Raw genomic sequence first — 15,282 nt, 5'->3', positions numbered from 1 at the left:
TGATGGTCCAATCAACAGATACGATGGATCTTTGCAGACTCTAAACGCCGCGGCGGTTGCCCCACAGAAGCACATGCAGTTGCGGCAGGACGACCGCCTCGAACCAGCCTTCGGCCACCACCCGGTCCACCAGCCAGTGCATGCGCTCCATGATCCCGTCCATGTCGATGACGGCATCATCGGCTTCGGGTGGCGGCGGCGTGTGGTTTCCGGGCTGAAGATAGACCGGAAGGCCGGGACAGAGTGCCGACACGGAGCGGGCGAAGGCGAAATCGACATCATCGAAGACGACGAACTTCAAAACGATACGGGGGCCGGTACCGGCCATGACAAGACAGGACTGCAGCGATTGCGGATCAAACGCCATGCCGCTGGATGGCGGTTTGGGGGACAGCACGAGAACGTCGAGATCCGTGAACCAGGGTTTTGCCACAGAACCCTGCGTTTCAAGTGCGAAGCGGTAACCTCGGGCATGACCGTGATCGATCAGCGGGCCGAGTGGCTGGATGGCCGGGTTGCCGCCGGATAACGACACCATCAGCGGCCGTCCCTTCGACAGGGCATCGACCTGCTGCCAGATCTCCTCGACCCGCATCGGCTGCCAGTCCTCGCGGAACCGGCTTTCCACCGCATGCAGGCTATCGCACCAGGCACAACGATAATCGCAACCGCCGGTCCTGACGAAGACCGTCGGCTGGCCGATCAGCACTCCCTCGCCCTGAATGGTCGGGCCGAAGATCTCGCTGACGCGGATCGACGGCACCGTCGCAGCCGTCACGGACGATACTCCGCCCAGGTCTTCGGCGTCTCGCTCACCTTCACGGCAGAGGTCTCCGGAAAGCGCGCCTTGCACCAGTCGAAGAAATGCTTGGCGAGGGTCTCCGCCGTCGTGAGGCTGTGTCCGAGAACCTCATTCAGATGCCGGTGATCGAAATGCGTATCGATGTAATGCTTCAGCGGCGCCAGATCGTGATAATCGCGCACGAATCCGTCCGCATTCAGGTTCTCGCCCGCAAGCTCCACCACGACGATGTAGTTGTGCCCGTGCAGGCGCGCGCATTGATGATCTGCCGGCAGATGGTGCAGCTGATGCGAGGCGGAAAAGTGGAATTCCTTGGTAATCCGGAACACGCTCAGACCTCCTCGGCCTTGAATGTGGCGATGGCGGATTTCCAGAAATCAGCGTCCTCGTAGTCGGTCGGATCGGCGACACCGGCAAGATGGAAGGCCTCCCGCCGCTCGACACAGGTGCCGCAACGGCCGCAATGCCGCTCTCCGCCCTTGTAACAGGACCATGTCTCGGCAAACGGTGTCTTGTGCCGCGCGCCTTCCGTCACGATGTCGGCCTTGGAAATGGTGACGAAGGGCGAATAAAGCCTAACGGTCGCATACCCGTCCAGCGCATGGTTCTGCATCGTCTGGAAACTGTCGATGAAGGCGGGCCGGCAGTCCGGATAGATGAAGTGGTCGCCGCCATGCACGGCGATGGCAACCGCATCGGCGCCTTGCGCCGCGGCAAGCCCGAAGGCGATCGTCAGCATGATCGCATTGCGGTTCGGCACCACGGTGATCTTCATCGTCTCTTCCGCATAATGCCCGTCCGGCACGGCGAGATCATCGGTCAGCGCGGAACCGGTCAGGTGCTTGCCGATGGTGGTGATGTCGATGACGTGGTGGGGAACCGACAGGCGCTCGGCCGCGCGCGCGGCAAAATGCAGTTCCTTCTTGTGGCGCTGGCCGTAATCGAAGGAGATGAGGCCGACGAGGTCCGCTTCCGCGGCAATCTTGTAGGCCAGGGAAACGGAGTCCAGTCCGCCGGAACAGACGACGAGTGTTTTCATGCTTCAGGTGTCCTTGTTTTGACCGGGTAGGCTGCGACCGGGTTCTTCGGCCGCCTTTTATACCAAAGATCGCCGATGGGAACCCACTCGTTGGCCTGAAAACGGACATGCGGACGTCCGCGATGGAAAGCGATGCAAAACAGGGGTTGAGCAGGTCGTCCAACACGGACGGCATACTTGTCCCAAGACTCTGAAAAACCACCACCTATCGTGTTTATCCCCCTGAAACACTACAATCTGAAGCAATAGTGCAAGAGAAACGACATATGTGCACTGTTTCACGCACAAGTGGCGCGAAACCTCCGCCAGTTCTCGCCAAACAGGGGTAGCGCAAGAGCAACGCCAATTCATCTGTCGCAATTTCAGAGACTTACACCGTTTCGGATGCTGTCTGTCGCTCCCGCCGAAATTGAAAGGTTGCGCACAAATATTGGGCAAACGCCGCTAAGCAGTTGTATTTCAATACAAAATTACACCAGCTATTTCCTGTATTCACGGTAAATTAATCAGTCCAGCCTAAAGTAGCGAATGAAGGGAGAAAAAACATGAACCACAAGATAGTCTACTTTGCTGCGCTGATGCTGAGCACGGGCGTATCCGTTGCACATTCGGAACCGGCAAAGCTCGATCCGACTGCGCTCGTTACACAGGATCTGATCAAGGAAATTCGCGGCTTCATCGACAGCGAGATTGTACGTCTCTCGATCGAAGCGCAGAACAGTCGCCTGTCCGACCTCAAGCAGGAGCAGATCGACACGCTGGACAAGCAGTGGCGGGCAGAGCGTGAAAGCGCCGACAAGCCTCTGATTGCGGCAACGCTGTCCAACCCATTGTCGGTCTACCTGTCGCGTATCCAGGGCCGTTCGCTCGGCCTCTATGCCGAAATCTTCGTGATGGACAAGAACGGCCTCAATGTCGGCCAGAGCTCCGTCACAAGCGACTTCTGGCAGGGTGACGAGGCGAAGTTCAAGAAGACCTTCAACGTATCAGGCGATGCGATGTTTATCGATGAGCCCGAGTGGGACAAGGACGCCAAGATCTGGCGCGGCCAAGTCAGCTTTACGGTGGTCGATCCGAAGACGAAGAAGTCCATTGGTGCAGTCACAGTTGAAATGAACCTGACCGAACTCGCGCGGCGTTCGACGCCGGGCGCTTAATATCGACATGCGAAGAATAGCTGGGTGGGGGCGTCCAGCTATTCAACGCACCTTTTCAAGGTAGGCCAACCATGCTCAAAAATCTGTCCGTCAGTACCAAGGGTTTTGTCGCCTTTGGAATTCTGGCGATCATCGCAATCGTTGCATCGGGCTTCATCTACATGCGTTCGACGACCGCGACGGCGTTGGTCGAGCAGAACCAGCGACTGACGGTGGTTGTCGGTGAGACTGCAACGCTTGTGGATTCCATCACCAAAGCCAATCTCGCGATCAAAAGTTTCCTGCTGACCGGGAACCGTGACTTCCTCGCAGAATACCAGAAGGTCAGCGCCTTCATCGATAAGCAGGCCGCTTCCCTCGAGCCCCTCGTTGCGAAGGAAGTGCCGAACGATCTCGCCAAGTTGAAAGAGGCACTGGCCGCCGTCTCATCCTGGCGCACCCAGGTCATTGCCCGACAGATCGAGCTGATGCGTGACCCGATGACGGTCGACATGGCACGCGCTCTCGAACTGACGGATACGGGCGCGCGCCTGCTGGAGAACTTCAATTCCGCAATCCAGGTGGTAAAGGCCGACATCCAGGCCAGCGCCTCTAATGCCTACACCCAGCAGATGACAGCACTGGGCACCGTCGAGTTCATCTCGTTGTTCGCCTCCTTCGTCGTCGCGACGGCTGCCATTGCGCTTGGCCTCTTGAACTTCCAGCTCGTTTCCCGTCCGCTCGGCCGCCTGGCAAATGCCACAACGCGCCTTGCCAATGGCGAATTGAACGTCGTCATCGACAAGGGTGGCAAGGACGAGATCGGCCGGATGGCGGACGCCATGCAGATCTTCCGCGAGGCAGCTCTTGCCAACCAGCGTCTGCAGGCGGAAGCGGAAGAAAACCGCGCCAAGGCGGAAGCCGACCGCATTGCGGCCCAGCAGCGCGCCGAAAACGATGCAGCAGAACGCCTGCGCGTCGCCACCTCCGGCCTTGCCCAGGGCCTGAAGAGGCTCGCCGAGGGCGACCTTGCCTTCCAGCTGACCGAAGCCTTCGCCGCAGACTTCGAACCCCTGCGCCACGACTTCAACCAGTCGGTCCGTCAGTTGAACCAGACGCTGTCTGCGATCAACAACAGCATCGAGACGATGGAGACGGGTACCCGCGAAATCGCCAATGGTTCCGACCATCTGTCGAAGCGCACCGAGCAGCAGGCTGCAGCCCTTGAGGAAACCGCCGCTGCCGTCGAGGAAATCACGGCGAACGTGCAGAACTCCACCAAACGGACGGAAGAAGCGCGCCGCGTGGCCTCGCAGGCAAACTCGTCCGCCAACGCTTCGTCCGAGGTCGTCGGCCGCGCCGAAGAGGCGATGAAGCGGATCGAGAACAGCTCGCAGCAGATCTCGAACATCATCGGCGTCATCGACGAGATCGCCTTCCAGACCAACCTGCTCGCGCTGAACGCCGGTGTCGAGGCCGCACGCGCCGGGGAAGCCGGCAAGGGTTTTGCGGTCGTCGCCCAGGAAGTGCGCGAACTGGCACAACGGTCCGCCAATGCCGCGAAGGAAATCAAGGCGCTCATCCAGAACTCCAGCTCGGAAGTCGCCGGCGGCGTCGATCTGGTTCGCCAGGCAAGCACGGCATTGCGCACCATCGGCACGTTCATCATCGAGATGAACACCCACATGGATGCAATCGCCATTTCCGCCAAGGAACAGGCAACCGGCCTTTCGGAAGTCAACCAGGCCGTCAACGCCATGGACCAGACGACCCAGCAGAACGCAGCGATGGTCGAGGAATCGAACGCAGCCTCCGCAGCGCTTGCCAACGAAGCCGCCAAGCTGCGCGAACTCATCTCCCAGTTCCGGATCGAGGGCGGTGCAACGGCACAATCCGCGGCCCTTCGCCAGACGGCCCGCGCCATGGCAGCACCCGCCCCATCGATGGCGGCACCTCAGCGCAGCGTACGGCCGGCGGCACCCGCCCGCACCGTGGGCAACACGGCAGTGGCACGAGACAACTGGGAAGAATTCTGAGAACGGCGCAATCCGGCTCATCTTGCCATAGGCGGCGCGGCATCCCCGCGCCGCCTTCTTTGTATCGACCTTGTCAAGACGCGGTTGACTCCCGATGTTAACAGAAGCGGGCCGAACGGCACACGCTCGCTGCGGAGGACATCATGCTTGCAGGTCTCGATATCGTCGTCATCGCCCTTGTGGTCTTCGTCATCCTGGTCCTGTTCACCGGGATCAAGATCGTTCCCCAGGGATATCGCTATACGCTTGAACGGTTCGGCCGTTACACGCGCACACTTGACCCTGGCCTGAACCTCATCGTGCCGTTCATCGAACGCGTCGGTTCGCGCATGAACGTCATGGAACAGGTTCTGGATGTGCCGACGCAGGAAGTGATCACCAAGGACAATGCCAGCGTCTCGGCCGATGCGGTGGCCTTCTACCAGGTGCTGAACCCCGCTCAGGCGGCCTATCAGATCGCCAATCTGGAAAACGCAGTCCAGAACCTCACCATGACCAATATCCGCTCGGTGATGGGGTCAATGGATCTGGACGAACTCCTCTCCAACCGCGAAGTGATCAACGAGCGCCTGCTGCGGGTGGTGGACGAGGCGGTTCAGCCCTGGGGCATCAAGGTGACCCGCGTCGAGATCAAGGACATCCAGCCGCCGACGGATCTGGTCCAGGCCATGGCCCGGCAGATGAAGGCCGAACGCGAAAAGCGCGCCCAGGTTCTGGAAGCGGAAGGATCACGAAACGCCGCCATCCTGCGCGCCGAGGGCGCCAAGCAGGCCGCCGTTCTGCAGGCCGAAGGCGAACGGGAAGCCGCCTTCCGTCAGGCGGAAGCACGCGAACGTCTGGCCGAGGCGGAAGCCAATGCAACCCGGCTGGTCTCCGACGCCATCGCCTCCGGCGACGTGAATGCGATCAACTATTTCGTGGCACAGAAATACACCGAAGCGATGGCGGCGATCGGCACTGCCAACAATTCGAAGATCGTGCTGATGCCGATGGAAGCCTCGTCGCTGATCGGCTCATTGGGTGGCATCGGTGCCATTGCTCGCGAAGTCTTCGGCGAGGGTGGAGATTCCGCCGCCACCGCCACCCGCCGTGTCACCCCGCCCCGTTCCACGCCGCCACGCACGACACCGAACGTCAATCCGTTCGATCCGAACAGACCGGAAAGCTGATCGATGATCGCGGAACTCATCAGAAATCTCGGACCGTGGAGCTGGTGGATCATCGGTCTGCTGCTGCTGGCGGCAGAACTCGCAGCACCGGGCGTGTTCCTGGTCTGGATCGGCCTTGCGGCGTTGATCGTCGGCGCCATTTCACTGCTGGTCTGGGATCTGGCGGCCTGGAGCTGGCAGCTGCAATTGCTGGTCTTCGCCGTCCTGTCCGTCATCCTTACGCTTGCCGGACGGCGTTATTTTGCCCGGCCGGACGCGGACAGTGACCAGCCGCTCCTCAACCGTCGCGGCGAAAGCCTGGTCGGGCGCACCGCCGTGCTGGCCGATCCGATCAGCAACGGCCGCGGCCGCATCCGGCTGGACGATACCTGGTGGTCGGTCAGCGGCCCGGATCTGCCGGCCGGCATGAAGGTGCGTGTCGCGGAATGGACGGGCAGCGAACTGATTGTCGAGCCGATGGTCTGAACCGGTTCAGGCGACACCGATCCTGAGCAGGTCGTGGAAGTGCACGAGGCCGAGCGGCCGATTCGCCTGATCGACGACCACCAGCGCGCCGATGCTGTTTTTCTGCAGGAAGGCAAGCGCTGCCGTTGCAAGCGTTTCCGGTCCGATCGTCTTCGGTGTCTTCGTCATCACGTCGTCCACCACCAGTTCGCCGAGATTGCGCGTCAGGTTGCGAGCAAGATCGCCTTCGGTGATGATACCGGCCAGGGTGCCGTCCTCCTCCAGCACCAGCACACAACCGAAATGCTTGTGCGACAGCGTCGAGACCGCCTCAGGCATGGCAGTGCCGCGCGCCACCGATGGCAGCCGGTCTCCGGTATGCATGATGTCCTTCACATGGGTCAGGCTGGCACCCAGCTTGCCGCCCGGATGGAAGGTGTGGAAGTCGGTCGCCGTAAAGCCGCGCGCCTCCAGAAGCGCGATCGCCAGCGCATCGCCGATCGCAAGCTGCATCAGCGTCGAGGTGGTCGGCGCCAGACCATGCGGGCAGGCCTCCTGCTCGTTCGGCAGCAGAAAAACGAGATCGGACGCCCGGGCGAGCGTGGAGTCGGCGGTGCAGGTCAGCGAAACGAGCGGGATCGAGAAGCGGCGGGTATAGGCAACGATGCTGCGCAGTTCCGCGCTTTCGCCGCCCTTCGAGAGCGCAATCACCAGATCATTGTTGGCGATCATGCCGAGATCGCCGTGATTGGCTTCCGCCGCATGCACGAAGGAGGCTGGTGTGCCGGTCGAAGCAAAGGTCGCCGCGAGCTTCACGCCGATATGGCCGCTTTTGCCGACGCCGGTGACGATGACACGGCCGGTGGTCCTGGAAATCAGGTCCACGGCTTGGCGCATGGTATCGCCGAGTCCGTTCTGCAGGGCTGTTTCCAATGCCTCCAGACCGCGCTTTTCCATCGCGATCGTCCGCAGGGCGGACTGGATAGGGTCGAAGGGCTCAGTCGAAAGGGCGGTGTTCGTCATGCGCGGAGCGATAACGCGCAACGGCGCAAAAGTCCATCGCACCTTCCGCCGCAGCTTCCTCAACCAATCATTAACCAGGCTGCTTTACGTTTGGGTAAGCATTTTCGCGCGGCCAGGCAGACCGAATGATCAACACGATTTCCACCGGCAGACACCCTGCCCGGCAGCTCGGGCCGGTCGCCCTGCTTTTGGCGTCCACGGTCCTTCTGCCGCAGACCCTGCCGGCCCAGACGCTGACCTCCGGTTCCGCGTCCAGCAGCGCCTATCCCGCTTCGACGGCGTCGACGGCGGGCGCGTCCTCGACCAGCACACGCACCTCCGGCTCCAGCGCCTATCGCACGACCACCGCCAATACCTACGGCAGTTCCGCCCCCAGTAATGCGACATCCGTCTACGGCACGGATGACACCGATGCATCGGTCTCGGATCCTTACGGCACGACGACAGGCACAAGCGCCACGACGACCGCTGGCTCGACGGCCCTGCGCGGGACGGGCATGCTGCAGGGAACGCCACTCAACGACGCCGACAGCCTCAATGCCGACGATCTGACCCGGCTGACCGAAGCGCCGCAGAACGAAGCGGAAGCGCCGATCGATGCCGGCGAGGCCGCCATGGCCCGCACGGACGATGGCCTCGGCCTGCGTCTCGGCAGCTTCACCTTGCGGCCGAGCGTCAACCAGAGCATCAATACCGAAACCACCCGCCGCGGCGGCACCGAAACCCGACGCAGTTATCTGGCAACCACCGGCAACTGGGAACTGCGCTCCGACTGGGCCCGCCATGCGCTGACCGTGACTGGTGAGGGAACGTACCAGAGAAACATCAGCGGCAGCGGCGCGACGGAACCGCAGGCCAACATCAACGCCGACCTGCGGCTCGACCTCGCCGACGACACGATCGCCAATCTGACCGCGGGTTATGCCTTCGAACGGGAAGATGCCAACGATCCGAATGCGGTGGCCAACGCGCTCAACCAGGCCGATGTCGATCGTTATACGGCAGGTGCCGCGATCGAACGGGATGCCGGTCTGTTACGTGGCACCGCCGCCCTTGCCCTCACCCGCACCACCTACGGTGACGTACAGCTGAGCGACGGAAGAAACCTCAGCCTCGCGGACCGCGATCGCACCGCCTATCAGGGACGGCTGCGGCTGGGTTACGAACTCTCACCTGCCCTCATTCCGTTCATCGAGGCAACGCTCGGACGCGCCGTCTACGATTCCGATCGTGATGCGTCCGGTTACGCCCGTTCCTCCTACAGCTACGGCGGTCGCGGCGGCATTCAGCTCGATCTCGGCGAAAAACTGCGCGGCGAACTGGGGCTTGGTTATGCGATCGTCGACTACGAGGACTCCCGCCTGTCCTCGATCGATGCCTTTACCGTCGACGGCAATCTCGCCTGGTCACCAAGACGCGGCACGACCATCGATTCGACCCTGCGCACGACGGTGCAGGATGCAACCTCCGCCGGCGCCAATGGCTGGGTGGAGTACCAGCTGACCTCGGGTCTCTCACAACAGATTCTCGACGACCTGACGGGACGCCTGACCGGATCGACAACGCTTCGCGACTTCCCGACGTCCACCAACGAGCTGAACTGGCAGGTGGGTGCCGGGGTGATCTGGAACATCAACCGGTATTTCGACGTCACTGCCAATGTCGGCTACGAGCATACCGACAATGCAAGCGGCGAGGACAGCAAGGTCATCCGCGCCGGTGTCGGCCTGACACTGCGCCGCTAAGACCCGTCGGCGCAGCAAAAAGCCCCACGGAAAACCGCGGGGCTTTGTGTCGTTCGAGACCGTAAAGCATTCAGAGCTTCGCGGTGATGTCTTTCAGCGGGCCTTCGATCAGCGGACGGATATCGTCGCGCTTCAGGGCAAAGGCGAGGTTAGCCAGGATGAAACCATCCTTAGCGCCGCAGTCGAAGGTCTCGCCCTTGAAATGATAAGCGGCGAAGTCCTGGCTCTTGGCAAGCGCCAGCATGCCGTCGGTCAGCTGGATTTCGTTGCCGGCGCCACGCTCCTGGGTTTCGAGGATCTTGAAGATCTCCGGCTGCAGGATGTAGCGGCCGTTGATGAAGAAGTTCGACGGCGCGGTACCCTTGGCCGGCTTTTCGACCATTTCGGTGATCTTGAAGCCTTCCGTGCCGACCTTGTCGCCCATGCCGACGATGCCGTACTTGTGGGCCTGCGAGGGATCGCACTCTTCGACCGCAAGCACGTTGCCGCCGGTCTTTTCATAGAGCTCGACCATGCCCTTGAGGCAGCTCTTCTCCGACGCCATGATCATGTCCGGCAGGAGCACGGCGAAGGGTTCGTTGCCAACGATGTCGCGGGCACACCAGACGGCATGTCCGAGACCGAGCGGTACCTGCTGGCGCGTGAAGCTTGCCGTTCCGGCCTTCGGCAGAAGATCGGCGAGAAGCGTCAGTTCAGCATTCTTGTTGCGCTCGCGCAGCATCTGCTCGAGTTCGTACTGGATGTCGAAATAGTCTTCGATGACGCCCTTGCCACGACCGGTCACGAAAACGAAATGCTCGATGCCGGCAGCAGCGGCCTCATCGACGACATATTGAATGACGGGCTTGTCAACGACCGTCAGCATTTCTTTCGGAACTGCCTTGGTCGCAGGCAGGAAGCGGGTTCCCAAACCTGCAACAGGAAAAACGGCTTTACGGATCTTCTGTCCCACTCATGCCTCCTAAGCACAAACAATCATTGTGGTGCACTGCACCATAGTCGCTAATCGACAAATCACTACCACTTCACAAACAATGACAGAAGCGTGTCCTTATGGTAAAGAAATTGTTGACAACTCCCGGTCTACCCTGTCGTGACGCCAGGGATGTCGTTTGCGATCCTGGCATTGTTGAGACGGAAAGAACCAGGGACACGACTGCTGATGAAATTTTTCCATTCGCATCGCTTCGCGCTCTCCGCGATCGCCGCCATGATGGTTGCGACCAGTCCGATACATGCCCGCGCGGATACGGGTTTCAAGACATGGGTCGCCAAATTCTACGATACGGCTTCGGCGAGCGGCATTAGCCGATCGACCTACAACAAGGCCTTCGCGGGCGTTAACGGACCCGATCCGGACGTTCTGGAGAAGGCGCGCTACCAGCCGGAATTCAAGTCGCAGATCTGGGATTACCTGGATTCGCGCGTCAACCCCTACACCGTGCGCATCGGCCGCGAAATGCTTGCCCGCCATGGCCGTACCCTTGCGGCGCTGGAAAACCATTTCGGCGTCGACAAACATATCCTGCTCGCCATCTGGTCGATGGAATCGAACTACGGCGCCGTGCTGGAAAACCGGGACCGGCTGCACCATGTGCCGCAAGCGCTGGCGACACTCGCCTGGGCCGATCCGAAACGCGCCAGCTTTGCCCGCAAGCAGCTGATCGCCGCGCTGAAGATCCTGCAAAGTGGCGATGTCACGCCCCATCACCTGACCGGCTCCTGGGCCGGTGCCATGGGCCATACCCAGTTCATTCCCACGAGTTACCTGCTTTATGCGGTGGATGCCGACGGCGATGGCCGGCGCGACATCTGGAGTTCGATCCCGGACGCGCTTGCGACCTCGGCCAATCTTCTGTCGAAGAACGGCTGGGAAGGCGGCAAGACCTGGGGTTACGAGGCAGTCCTTCCGGCCGGCGCGGCACGGTATGCCGGCCAGACGAAGACCCTGTCGCAATGGGCAGCGCTCGGTTTTACCCGGCCGAACGGCAAGGACTTCCCACGTCCCTCCGATCGGGCGGAACTGAAGCTGATGGCCGGCAGCAATGGCCCCGCTTTCCTGATGCTGAAGAACTTCTTTGTCATCAAGCGCTATAACGCGGCCGATTCCTATGCGCTCGCCGTCGGCCTTCTCGCCGACGAGATCGCCGGCTTTGGCGGCATGGCTCAGGCGTGGCCGAGACCGAACGGCACGCTCGACATCCGCGAAAAGTTCGAACTGCAGAGCCGTCTCAAGGAACTCGGTTATTATGACGGCGAGATCGACGGCAATTTCGGCTCCGGTTCGAAGGCGGCGATCAGTGCGATCCAGGCCCGTCTCGGGATGGAGAACACCGGCGAGCCGTCAAAGTCGTTGCTGAAAGCCTTGCGCAATTGACGATGTCGAAACGTGCGACACATAGGGGTCGCAGGCAAAGCGTGACAGGATGAGGCAGATGATGGCGGCCGGCCGACGGGGAATGCGCAGTGCAGCAGTTTGGCTCTGCGCGCTTCTTTTTGTTCTCGGGGATATCGCGCCTGCCATCTCCCAGGAACGCCGGACGCTGTTCGACATGATGTTTGGAGAACGTCGTCCGCCGCGTGCCGATCGTTCGATCATCCAGATGGAACAGCGGCGGCCGCGCATGCGGCAGCCATCTGCCTCTCCCCGCACACCACGTCCGGCAAACCCCATCGCAGCGCCGGTGGAGACACCGGCCGTCGAAAAGCTGGAAAACGCCCGCAAGGTGCTGGTCGTCGGTGATTTCACCGCAGGCAGCATCGGAACGGGCCTCGAACTGGCTTTCGCGGAAGACCCCTCTGTTGTGGTCGTCAAGGAAAGTTCCGGCTCCTCCGGTCTGGTGCGGCAGGATTTCTTCGACTGGCCGGGCACGCTGCCCGGCTTGCTCGATGAGGTGAAACCCGCCGTCGTCGTTCTGATGATTGGCGCCAACGACCGCCAGACCATGACGTTCGGCGGCGAGAGCGAAAAATTCAGAACCGAGGCCTGGCTGAAGGAATACGAACGCCGCGTGACGGAACTTGCGACAATCGTCAGCGACCGCAAGCTGCCGCTTCTCTGGGTCGGCCTGCCAGCCTTCCAGTCCTCGTCCCTGTCGGCCGATGCGGTGACGCTGAACGGCATCTATCGGCAGACGGTCGAGAAGACCGGCGGAGAATTCATCGATATCTGGGACGGCTTCGTCAACGAAGACGGCCAGTTCATCATCACCGGTTCGGACATCAACGGCCAGCAGGTGCGGTTGAGAAGCGCGGACGGCATCGGCTTTACCGAAGCCGGCAAACGCAAGCTTGCCTTCTACGTGGAAAAGGTCGCCAAGCGGTACCTGGGCGGGCTTGATGCAGGCGACCTGATCCGGCTTGATGCCGGCAACCTGCCGCTCATCACCAGCCTGCCGCCGGAGGCCGCCGCAACTGTCCCCAGCCAGCCCATCAGCCTCTCCGACCCGCAACTGGATGGCGGCGACAGTCTTCTCGGCGCGGCCGCACCACCGGTCAGCGCACCGGATTCGCCGCGAAATCTGCTGCTCACCAAGGGTAAGCTGCCCGACCCGCCGGTCGGACGCATCGACAATTACCGGATCAACCCGGCCACCAACAGCAATTAGCCGTCAGTGATGCTATCGGTTCAGGCCGCGGCACGCTCCGCAAGAGCCGCAAGGCAGGCCTTGAAGGCAGTCAGATCCGTGTAGAGATCTTTGACGGCCGCATCGTGGATGGCAATGAAGCCGCCGCGGCGTTCGATGCCACCATGCAGCATCAGGTTTTCGATCATGTCGAAATCTTCGAGCGACATGCCATCCGGCCCGCGTTTGCGGCCATCGGCACCTTCGCGCACCTCGCCGCCATAAAAGCCGGACGTGCGGGCATAATGATTGGCCGTGACATTCGTATAGGCCGCCACCAGCTTGCCCTGCGCGCACATATAACCAAGCTCGAAGGCGGCGCCGACATCTGCCGCAATGCCGCGGAAGGGCGTCAGATTGGCGATCACCCCATCGGCACGGTTCATCATGCCTTCGTCAACAGCACTAATTTTCAGGCCGAATTCATGACGCGTCGGCGCAGGCTCGATGAAAATGTCGCCGGGGCAGATCGGCTCGAAGCCATGTGCGCGGGTCAGCGCCGCCTTGGCATCCAGGATATCGCGGGCATTGGGGAGAAAAACCTCCGGCCCGGCGAGATAGAGTTTTAAGGTCATGGGCCGTTTGTCCGGTAAATTCATGCAGAGACGGGTTCGGCCCGGTCTCCCGGGCCGATCTTGCGGTTATGTCTCAGGCCGGAAGCACGGTTGCTCCCATCAGCGCCTCGTCCACCGCGCGTGCCACCTGACGGCCTTCGCGGATCGCCCAGACGACCAGCGACTGGCCGCGGCGCACGTCGCCTGCCGTCCACAGCTTGTCGACCGAGGTCTTGTAGTCCTTTTCGTTGGCAACCACGTTGGTGGAACCACGACGGTCGACATTGAGCTGCAGCTTGTCACCGAGATCCTTCAGCACGCCATCCTGGAACGGGCCGGAGAAACCGATGGCGATGAAGGCGAGATCAGCCTTGATGATGAAATCCGTGCCGGCGATCGGCTTGCGGCGCTCATCGACCTGGCAGCAGCGGACACCCGTCAGCTGACCGTCTTCGCCGACAAATTCGAGCGTTGCCACCTGGAACTCGCGCACGGCGCCTTCCGCCTGCGAGGACGAGGTGCGCATCTTGGTGGCCCAGAACGGCCAGACGGCGAGCTTGTCTTCCTTTTCCGGCGGCATCGGACGGATGTCGAGCTGGGTGACCTTCACCGCACCCTGACGGAAGGCCGTGCCGACGCAGTCCGATGCGGTATCACCACCGCCGACGACGACGACATGCTTGGCACCGGCGAGGATCGGCTCGGCCGGCCAGCCGACGCTTTCGATGTTTTCGCGGCCGACGCGGCGGTTCTGCTGCACGAGATACGGCATCGCATCGTAAACGCCGTGCAGGTCGACACCGGGAATGCCGGCCGGGCGCGGTGTCTCGGAGCCGCCGCAATAGATGACGGCATCATGCTCGTCGAGCAGCGTCTGCATGGCGATATCGACGCCGATATTGGCGCCGTAGTGGAAGGTCACGCCTTCGCCGGTCATCTGCTCGACGCGGCGATCGATGAAGTTCTTCTCCATCTTGAAGTCCGGAATGCCGTAACGCAGCAGGCCGCCGGCCTTGCTCTCGCGCTCGTAGACATGCACCTCGTGGCCGGCGCGGGCCAGCTGCTGCGCCGCCGCCATGCCGGCAGGACCCGAACCGATCACGGCCACCTTCTTGCCGGTCTTCACGGTCGCCGGCTGCGGCACGATGTAGCCAAGCTCGTAGGCCTTGTCGGCAATCGCCTGCTCGACCGTCTTGATCGCCACCGGCGCATCTTCGAGGTTCAGCGTGCAGGCTTCCTCGCACGGAGCCGGACAGACGCGGCCGGTGAATTCCGGGAAGTTGTTGGTGGAATGGAGGTTGCGGATCGCCTCTTCCCACTTGTTGTTGTAGACGAGATCGTTCCAGTCCGGGATCTGGTTATGCACCGGGCAGCCCGTCGGACCATGGCAATAGGGGATGCCGCAGTCCATGCAGCGCGCCGCCTGTTTGGTGACTTCCGCATCCGACATCGGGATGAGAAACTCGCGGAAATGGCGAATACGGTCAGAGGCGGGCTGATACTTCGCCACCTGCCGGTCGATTTCCATGAAACCCGTAACCTTGCCCATTTTCTTTTCCTCAGCTCACAGAGGCGGCCATTGCGGCCCCCAGTACCAGCAGGCGAAACCGATCACCGCCCCAGCACCACGAATTCTAAAACAAGCGCACCATTGACCAGCGCGGCGACCGTTGGAACGGCCGCACCAAGTGCAACGGCCGTTCCGATG

General features: G+C 61.6%; 14 protein-coding genes. 7 read left to right on the top strand and 7 right to left on the bottom strand.

Features of this window, described 5'->3' with window-relative positions; translation table 11 throughout:
* Positions 1-40 precede the first annotated feature (40 nt).
* Genes queE through queC form a run of 3 tightly spaced genes read right to left on the bottom strand, consistent with a single transcriptional unit; the run spans position 41 to position 1,841 of the window.
* Positions 41-796, bottom strand: a complete 756-nt coding sequence (gene queE / locus OU993_RS11695) for a 7-carboxy-7-deazaguanine synthase QueE (protein WP_268157689.1) — start codon at positions 794-796, stop codon at positions 41-43.
* Complete coding sequence (queD, locus tag OU993_RS11690) at positions 775-1,131, bottom strand: 6-carboxytetrahydropterin synthase QueD (RefSeq protein WP_268157217.1); 357 nt, start codon at positions 1,129-1,131, stop codon at positions 775-777. The genes queE and queD overlap by 22 nt, the downstream gene beginning before the upstream one ends.
* A gap of 2 nt (positions 1,132-1,133) precedes the next feature.
* Positions 1,134-1,841, bottom strand: a complete 708-nt coding sequence (gene queC / locus OU993_RS11685) for a 7-cyano-7-deazaguanine synthase QueC (RefSeq protein WP_268157215.1) — start codon at positions 1,839-1,841, stop codon at positions 1,134-1,136.
* A 545-nt stretch (positions 1,842-2,386) separates the two neighbouring features.
* On the opposite strand from queC, the gene OU993_RS11680 reads away from it, so the two are divergent.
* From OU993_RS11680 to OU993_RS11665, 4 genes are all read left to right on the top strand, one after another.
* Positions 2,387-2,998, top strand: coding sequence for a hypothetical protein (locus OU993_RS11680; protein WP_268157213.1), 612 nt, complete (start codon positions 2,387-2,389; stop codon positions 2,996-2,998).
* Positions 2,999-3,069: 71 nt separating this feature from the next.
* Entirely contained in the window at positions 3,070-5,013 is a 1,944-nt protein-coding gene (locus OU993_RS11675; RefSeq protein ID WP_268157210.1) for a methyl-accepting chemotaxis protein, read from the top strand.
* Positions 5,014-5,156: 143 nt separating this feature from the next.
* On the top strand, positions 5,157-6,182 hold the full coding sequence (locus tag OU993_RS11670) for an SPFH domain-containing protein (protein WP_442792910.1): 1,026 nt from the start codon (positions 5,157-5,159) through the stop codon (positions 6,180-6,182).
* Between the two features lie 3 nt (positions 6,183-6,185).
* Complete coding sequence (locus OU993_RS11665) at positions 6,186-6,647, top strand: NfeD family protein (RefSeq protein WP_268157208.1); 462 nt, start codon at positions 6,186-6,188, stop codon at positions 6,645-6,647.
* Between the two features lie 6 nt (positions 6,648-6,653).
* Here OU993_RS11665 and OU993_RS11660 read toward each other — a convergent pair whose 3' ends face one another.
* Positions 6,654-7,649 (bottom strand): KpsF/GutQ family sugar-phosphate isomerase, encoded by a 996-nt coding sequence (locus tag OU993_RS11660; protein WP_268157207.1) that lies wholly within the window; start codon positions 7,647-7,649, stop codon positions 6,654-6,656.
* Positions 7,650-7,774: 125 nt separating this feature from the next.
* On the opposite strand from OU993_RS11660, the gene OU993_RS11655 reads away from it, so the two are divergent.
* Entirely contained in the window at positions 7,775-9,394 is a 1,620-nt protein-coding gene (locus OU993_RS11655; protein ID WP_268157206.1) for an outer membrane beta-barrel protein, read from the top strand.
* Between the two features lie 70 nt (positions 9,395-9,464).
* Here OU993_RS11655 and galU read toward each other — a convergent pair whose 3' ends face one another.
* Entirely contained in the window at positions 9,465-10,346 is an 882-nt protein-coding gene (galU, locus tag OU993_RS11650; RefSeq protein ID WP_268157203.1) for a UTP--glucose-1-phosphate uridylyltransferase GalU, read from the bottom strand.
* 258 nt (positions 10,347-10,604) lie between these two features.
* Here galU and OU993_RS11645 point away from each other — a divergent pair, with 258 nt between their 5' ends.
* Positions 10,605-11,771: a lytic murein transglycosylase gene (locus OU993_RS11645; RefSeq protein ID WP_442792951.1), complete on the top strand. Its 1,167-nt coding sequence runs from the start codon at positions 10,605-10,607 to the stop codon at positions 11,769-11,771.
* A 49-nt stretch (positions 11,772-11,820) separates the two neighbouring features.
* Entirely contained in the window at positions 11,821-13,002 is a 1,182-nt protein-coding gene (locus OU993_RS11640; RefSeq protein ID WP_442792909.1) for an SGNH/GDSL hydrolase family protein, read from the top strand.
* A gap of 20 nt (positions 13,003-13,022) precedes the next feature.
* Here the strand turns inward: OU993_RS11640 and OU993_RS11635 are convergent, their stop codons facing one another.
* Together OU993_RS11635 and OU993_RS11630 are read right to left on the bottom strand one after the other, a co-directional pair.
* Positions 13,023-13,595 (bottom strand): nucleoside 2-deoxyribosyltransferase, encoded by a 573-nt coding sequence (locus OU993_RS11635; protein ID WP_268157197.1) that lies wholly within the window; start codon positions 13,593-13,595, stop codon positions 13,023-13,025.
* 73 nt (positions 13,596-13,668) lie between these two features.
* Positions 13,669-15,123 (bottom strand): glutamate synthase subunit beta, encoded by a 1,455-nt coding sequence (locus tag OU993_RS11630; RefSeq protein ID WP_268157195.1) that lies wholly within the window; start codon positions 15,121-15,123, stop codon positions 13,669-13,671.
* Positions 15,124-15,282 lie beyond the last annotated feature (159 nt).

Source organism: Rhizobium sp. SL86, from assembly GCF_026672545.1.
Lineage (GTDB): Bacteria > Pseudomonadota > Alphaproteobacteria > Rhizobiales > Rhizobiaceae > Neorhizobium.
This window is presented reverse-complemented; position numbering and strand designations above follow the sequence as displayed.

What these genes read in the sequence shown, in the direction of transcription:
- OU993_RS11670 (WP_442792910.1), top strand. Translation starts at nt 5,157, where the DNA reads ATGCTTGCAGGTCTCGATATCGTCGTCATCGCCCTTGTGGTCTTCGTC.
- OU993_RS11680 (WP_268157213.1), top strand. Translation starts at nt 2,387, where the DNA reads ATGAACCACAAGATAGTCTACTTTGCTGCGCTGATGCTGAGCACGGGC.
- OU993_RS11640 (WP_442792909.1), top strand. Translation starts at nt 11,821, where the DNA reads ATGAGGCAGATGATGGCGGCCGGCCGACGGGGAATGCGCAGTGCAGCA.
- OU993_RS11665 (WP_268157208.1), top strand. Translation starts at nt 6,186, where the DNA reads ATGATCGCGGAACTCATCAGAAATCTCGGACCGTGGAGCTGGTGGATC.
- OU993_RS11635 (WP_268157197.1), bottom strand. Translation starts at nt 13,595, where the DNA reads ATGACCTTAAAACTCTATCTCGCCGGGCCGGAGGTTTTTCTCCCCAAT.
- queC (WP_268157215.1), bottom strand. Translation starts at nt 1,841, where the DNA reads ATGAAAACACTCGTCGTCTGTTCCGGCGGACTGGACTCCGTTTCCCTG.
- OU993_RS11660 (WP_268157207.1), bottom strand. Translation starts at nt 7,649, where the DNA reads ATGACGAACACCGCCCTTTCGACTGAGCCCTTCGACCCTATCCAGTCC.
- OU993_RS11630 (WP_268157195.1), bottom strand. Translation starts at nt 15,123, where the DNA reads ATGGGCAAGGTTACGGGTTTCATGGAAATCGACCGGCAGGTGGCGAAG.
- OU993_RS11675 (WP_268157210.1), top strand. Translation starts at nt 3,070, where the DNA reads ATGCTCAAAAATCTGTCCGTCAGTACCAAGGGTTTTGTCGCCTTTGGA.
- OU993_RS11645 (WP_442792951.1), top strand. Translation starts at nt 10,605, where the DNA reads ATGATGGTTGCGACCAGTCCGATACATGCCCGCGCGGATACGGGTTTC.
- OU993_RS11655 (WP_268157206.1), top strand. Translation starts at nt 7,775, where the DNA reads ATGATCAACACGATTTCCACCGGCAGACACCCTGCCCGGCAGCTCGGG.